This window comes from Acidovorax sp. KPB24-03 (genome assembly GCF_057546605.1).
This window is the reverse complement of record NZ_BAAJYR010000202.1, coordinates 1-6,301: the sequence shown is the minus strand read 5'-3', so window position 1 is coordinate 6,301 and position 6,301 is coordinate 1. Positions and strand designations below refer to the sequence as shown.

Below are 6,301 nucleotides of genomic sequence, written 5' to 3'. Positions count from 1 at the left end.
ACAGCTCCGAGGCGTAGAGGAACGAGGCCTCGACCTGGCCCGCACCGGTCTCGCAGGTCTGCAGCGTCAGTTCGAACTGGGCTGCTTCCTCGTCGAAATCCAGCCGCTCGACGGCGACACCCGGCCATCCGGCCAACGAGCGATGGTCCCGTCGGAGGTGGTTGAACATGACCTGGAACAGCGGGCTGGTGCTGAGGCTGCGTTCAGGCCGCAGGGCCGCCACCAGATGCTCGAAAGGCAGATCCTGGTGAGCTTGGGCGGCGATGGCGGCATCGCGCGTCTGCTCCAGCAGCGCCGCCCCCTCCGTGCGGCCGTCCAGCCGGGCCCTCAGGACCTGGGTGTTGACGAAAAATCCCACCAGCCCCGCCGTTTCCGCCCGGTTGCGATTGGCCACCGGAACGCCCACCCGGATGTCTGTCTGCCCCGTATGCCGCTGCAGCAGCGCGAAGAACCCACTGAGCAGCGCCATGAACAAGGTGGCACCCCTGGCTTGCGCAGCCCGGCGCAACGCCAGCACGAGTGCCTCAGGCAACACCATATGGTGCTGGGCTGCGCGGTAGCGGCCATCGCTGCGTCGGGGGCGGTCGGTGTGCAGGGAAAGCGCCGGTTGCTCTTCCCCCAGCTGCGCGCGCCACCAGGCCAACTGGCGCTCGCTCTCGCCACCGGCCAGCCATTGCGCCTGCCAGGCGGCATAGTCCGCGTACTGGATGGGCAATGCAGCCCATTCAGGCTCGTGGCCCTGCACGCGCGCGGCGTACTGCAGGGCCAGTTCGTCGAGGATGACCTGCACCGACCAGCCGTCCGAAATGATGTGGTGCATCACCACCAGCAGCTCATATGCCTGCGCATCCGTTTGAAGGAGCAGCACCCGCATCAGCGGTCCCTTCCCAAGATCGAATGGCGCACAGCGCAGTGCCTGCACGGCCGGGCTGCGCTGCGCCTCCAGTGCCTCGGGCGACAGGCCACGCAGGTCCAGGAAGGGCAGTTCGATGGACTCCGGGGCCCACACGCAGGGCTCGGCGTTGCCATCGGCCTTTTCCAGGAACACCGTGCGCAGCGATTCGTGGCGTGCCACCAAGGCCTGCAGGCTAGCGGCGAGGGCTTGGCGATCCAGGGCGCCGCTCAGGCGAAGGCCACCGCTCACGTGATAGGCGGTGCTGGCGGGATCGAGCCGCCAAAGGAACCACATCCGCTGCTGCGCCGCCGACAGGACGGCTTTCCCCGGTTCACTGCGCACACCGATGGCATGCGGGGATGCCAATGCAGCCGCGTCCATCTGGGCGGCACCACGCAGCCGTTGCTGCAGTTGCTCGCGCTGCGCAGGCGTGAGGCCCGCGCGGCGGGCGGAAAGGTCTTGGGTTTCGAGCATGGGAGGTCTTGGCAACAGAGGTCAGGCAGCGGCGGCAGCCGCACTGCGTTCGATCTCATCGATCAGGCGTGCTTCCACGAGCTGGGCCAGGGCGCCCAGCGTGGGCGCCTTGAAGAATGCGGCAGGGTGCAGTTCCACGGCGTAGGCCTTGCGGACCCTGGCGAGGAGCTGGATGGCCAGGAGGGAATCGCCCCCCAGCTCGAACAGGTTGTCGTGCACGCCGACGCTGCTCATGCCCAGCATGTCCTGCCAGACCTCGGCCAGGGCCAACTCCAGGTCTCCATCCGGCGCCACGTAGGGCGTTGGCAGCACTGGACGCGGATGCCGGCTGCGGCCGGCGGCAGGGACGGGCGTTGTCTCCAGCAGTTCCAGCATGCCGTTGTCGATGTCGCCGAGGCGCTGCGCCAGATCGGTGGTGGAGATCACCACCTGGGCGTGTGCCGGGCCGTTGACGATGCGCTCCAGGGCTTGCGCGCCTTCCGGGCCGTCCATGCCCACCCCGGGGGGCAGGACCAGGCCGGCAGCCATACCCAAGTCTCGCCAGGCATCCCAGTTGACCGAGACCACCGGACAGCGTGACGTGCGCTGCTCCAGCGCGGCCACCGCGTCCAGGTAGGCGTTGGCTGCGGCATAGTCGCTCATGCCCAATCCGCCCGCCATGCTGGAGATGGAAGAGCACAGCAGCACGAAATCCAGCGGCTCACCACGCACGGCGCCCAGCAGGGCCTGGGTGCCACGCAGCTTGGGTGCAAACACCTCGCGGGCCTCCGCCGCGCTGCGCTGGCCGATCATGCCGCTGTTGGCATGGCCGGCCGCATGGATGACACCGTTCAGGGCGCCGAATCGCTGGCGCGCCTGCGCCACGGCCGCCTGCATCTGCAAGGGGTCGGACACGTCGGCGGACAGGGTCAGCACGTCGCCACCCAAAGTTTTCAGCTCCATCAGCTGTACCATTTTTTGGCGCAGCGCCGGTGGCTGGGCAGGGTCCGCCGCCAGGGTGTCCCACCGGTCGGGCGCGGGCATCGCAGTCCGCCCCAGCAGGACCAGGCGGGCTTGCCAATGCTCGGCCAGATGCCTTGCCACCGCCAGGCCCACACCGCCCAGTCCCCCGGTGATGAGATAGACCCCTTGCGGGCGAAGGCGAGCGGTGCCGCGTGCGCCCGAGGGCATCTCCGGACGCGGTAGTGGCTCGTACGCGAGGCGCCAGACCTTGCGCCCGCGATAGACCCGCAGGGGGTCTTCCCGGCGGTGCTGCGCATCGGCCGCCAGTTGCCGGATCAGCCAGGCCGTGCCGTCAATGCTGGAGGGAAGAATCACGTCCGTCGCACTGCAATCGATGTGGGGATATTCCTGCCCGATCACCTTGCACAGCGCGACCAGCATGGCTTTTTCAGGGCACAGGGGATCGAGGCCCGAGACATCGGCCATCTGGTTGGCGACCACCCGCAGGGCCAGCGGCTGCTCGCGCCCCAGTGCCGAATCCTGCAGCGCCTGGACGAAGGCGAGCAGGCTGAAATAGCCCCGTTCCAGGGCCGCATCGGTTACAGGAACGGCGGTGTCCAGTGCCCAAAGATGGTGAACTTCCACCACTGGTCCATGTGCCGCCTGCACGCGCGCCAGCAGCTGCGCGAGATCGGCCCGGTGGCCGGGCCGCACGACATGGTGCAGCGGACCGATGGGGTGGCTGGCCGCACCGGCCTGCACCCACACCACGGCGTGCCCTGGTGCGGAGCGCTGCTGCAGCGCCTGCAGCAGGCGTTCACAGAAATCGCTGCGGTCACCGAACACCAGCGTGCATGCGCCAGCGCGGGCTTCGGCCACTACGGCCTCGGCAGGGGGAATGGACTTCCAGTCAGGCACGTAGAACGCCTCGCCAGCCAGAGATGGAGCGATCGCCGAAGGCGAAGGCAGCCCTGCCACCGGAGCATCCACCCAGTAGCGGCGGCGCTGGAACGCATAGCCCGGCAGTGGCAGTCGCCGCCGCTGGCCCATGGGATGGCAGGCTGCCCAGTCGATCGCCACGCCCGCGCTCCAGAGGCTGGCCAGGGCTTGCGCCATCTGCCGTTCGTTGTGCACCTGCTGCTGCGGGTGGGCCTGGCTGGGCCAGATCCCGGCCGCCGTATGCGCCAGCGGGTGCTGGCGTGCCAGGCCGGACAGTGTTTCGCCGGGGCCGACCTCCAGCAGCACACGACCCGGGGTACGGAGAATGACCTCCAGTCCGTCGGCGAAGCGCACGGTGCCACGCAGGTGCCGGGCCCAGTAGGCCGGATCGGTCGCCTGCTCCGCCGTGATCGGCAGGCCGGTGACATTGGATAGAAAGGCGATTTTCGGGGCATGGCGTGGCACGGCGCCCACCGCCTTTTGCAAGGCCAGGGCAATGCCTTCAGTCATCGCGGAATGCGATGCCACCTCGACGTGAAGGCGGCGCGGCATGAGCTGGCGGGCGAGCAGGGCCTGCTCCGCTGCCTCCACGGCCTTCACAGGCCCGGCGAGAACGCACAGCTGGGTGCCATTGACTGCCGCGATGTCGCAGCCCGCCGCCACGAAAGGCGCGAGTTCCGACTCGGGCAACGCGATGGCTGTCATGGCCCCGGCCGGCATCGATTGCATGAGCCGGCCGCGCAGGGCGACGAGGCGCAGCGCATCGTCCAGGGAAAACACGCCGGCCAGGCACGCGGCCACGTATTCGCCCAAACTGTGGCCCAGCAGCAGGGTGGGCTGCACGCCGCGCGACATCCAGAGGCGGGCAAGCGCGTATTCGACGACGAACAGGGCGGGCTGCGTGAACTCGATGCGTGCGAGCTGGGCGTCGGCCCGTGCCTCCTGGCCTGGTGGGGGGTAGAGCAAGGCCAGCAGGTCCAGCCCTTCGGCCTGTCTCAGGGTCTCGCAGCACCGATCAACCGTTTCGCGGAACACGGGCTCGCTGCGGTACAGGGCCAATCCCATGTTGGCATGCTGCGTGCCGCCACCTGGCAGCAGAAAAGCCACCTCGGGCGGCACTTCGGGCGCACGGGCCGGATGCCCCAACGCCCCTTCGGCCGCCCGAAGTTCCCGCGCCGCCGAAGTGGCGCCGTCACTGACGATGGCGGCCCGAAGGGGCAATGTGCGGCGCCCCGTCTGCAGGGTGAAAGCCACGTCGGCCAGGGATGTATCAGCGTGCGCATCGAGGTGCTCGCCCAGGGCCTGCGCGGCCTGCCGCAGCGCTGCGGGGCTTTGCGCCGACAGCGGCAGGACCTGCCACCCCGATGGTGCGCCGGAACGGGCCGGCAGCGCAGGTGCCTCTTCCAGCACGACGTGCACGTTGGTACCGCCGATGCCAAATGAGCTCACGCCAGCGCGGCGGGGCACACCCGCCCGAGGCCAGGGCCGTGCAGTTGCATTGACATAGAAAGGGCTGCTGGAGAAATCGATGGAAGGGTTGGGCTGCTCAAAATGCAGGCTGGGGGGAAGGGTCTGGTGCTTGAGCGCCAGCACCGCACGAATCAAGCCCGCCACGCCTGCGGCGGCGTCCAGGTGGCCGATGTGGCTCTTGGCCGACCCCAGGGCGCAAAAGCCTCTGCGCTCGGTATCGGCACGGAATGCCTGGGTCAGCGCGGCCACCTCGATCGGGTCGCCGAGCACCGTGCCGGTGCCGTGGGCCTCCACATAGCCCACGGTATCGGCCGCCACCCCCGCGATCAGTTGTGCAGCGCGGATCACCTCGGCCTGCCCGTTAACACTGGGTGCGGTGAATCCGACCTTGTCCGAACCGTCGTTGTTCATGGCGGAGCCTTTGATCACCGCGTGCACGGTGTCGCCATCGCGCAGGGCATCCTCCAGCCGCTTGAGCGCCACGATGCCGCAGCCGCTGCCGATCACCGTGCCGGCGGCGCGGGCATCGAAAGCGCGGCAGTGCCCGTCGGGCGAGAGAATCGCGCCGGCCTGGTAGCGGTAGCCGTCTTCCTGCAGCAGGTTGAGCCACACCCCGCCCGCCAGGGCCATGTCGCAGTCATGGCCGAGCAGCGCCTGGCACGCGGTGTGCACGGCCACGAGCGAGGTGGAGCACGCGGTCTGCACCGTCACGGCGGGCCCACGAAGATCGAGCTTGTAGGCCACGCGCGTGCACAGCGAACTGCCCGCATTGGCGCTGAGCAGCCCCAGCAATTCGGCAATGCCGGTGTCCTTGCCAAGGCCGAAGGCAGGCAGCAGGTGCCGGATCAGGTACAGGTGCGGCCCCTCACCGGCATACACGCCCACCTTGCCCGGCCAACGCTGGGCATCGCAACCCGCGTGCTCCAGCGCGGTCCATGCGCACTCCAGGAAGACGCGTTGCTGGGGGTCGAGTTGTTCGGCCTCGCGCGGCGTGTAGCCGAAGAGTCCGGCATCGAACTGGTCGGCGCCCCTGAAAGGCACGCCGGCCTTGACGTAGTCGGGGTCGTCCAACAGCGACTGCGGCACGCCGCGCTGGCGCAGCGCTTCGTCGCTGAAGTGCTCCACCGCTTCGGTTCCCGTCCGGATCTGGTGCCAGAAGGCCTCCACGTCGTCGGCGCCGGGAAAACGTCCGGCCATGCCGACAATGGCGATCTCGATGCCGGTCCATTCCGGCGGGGTGTTGGTATGCGGCATCAGTTCACTCTTTCTGCGGATTGACGGCGCTGAAGCAGTGCCGCACGCTGGCGCAAGGCGCGTTGGTCGGCCTGCTCGGCTCCGGCGGCGGCCTCTGCGCCTTGATGGATTCGTCGGGCCAGGGCCTCGACCGTGGGGTACTGGAAAAGCTGGACCAGGGGCAAACTGATCTGGCAGCGCGACTGGAGCAGCCGGTGCACACGCACCAGCGACAAGGAATGGCCGCCGATGTCGAAGAAATGGTCATTGCGCCCCACGCGCTGCACCCCCAGCACCTCGGCCCAGATCTGCGCCAGCGCCCCTTCCATCTCCCCCCTGCGGCGCCTC

The 6,301-nt window shown here is 68.8% G+C and carries 3 protein-coding genes; all 3 read right to left on the bottom strand.

What is annotated here, in order from left to right; all coding sequences use genetic code 11:
* Window positions 1-1,369, bottom strand: a 1,369-nt coding sequence (locus AC27KI_RS17055; RefSeq protein WP_487090211.1) for a condensation domain-containing protein, incomplete at its 3' end; no start/stop codon positions are given.
* A 21-nt stretch (window positions 1,370-1,390) separates the two neighbouring features.
* The gene (locus AC27KI_RS17050) at window positions 1,391-5,974 is read right to left on the bottom strand and encodes a type I polyketide synthase (protein ID WP_487114894.1); all 4,584 of its coding nucleotides are present in this window, start codon (window positions 5,972-5,974) and stop codon (window positions 1,391-1,393) included.
* A partial coding sequence (locus AC27KI_RS17045) for an acyl carrier protein (protein WP_487114892.1) occupies window positions 5,974-6,301 on the bottom strand: 328 nt, incomplete at its 5' end. The genes AC27KI_RS17050 and AC27KI_RS17045, both read right to left, overlap by 1 nt.

Coding starts and splice junctions, on each gene's coding strand:
- AC27KI_RS17050 (WP_487114894.1), bottom strand. CDS start 5,974: ATGCCGCATACCAACACCCCGCCGGAATGGACCGGCATCGAGATCGCC.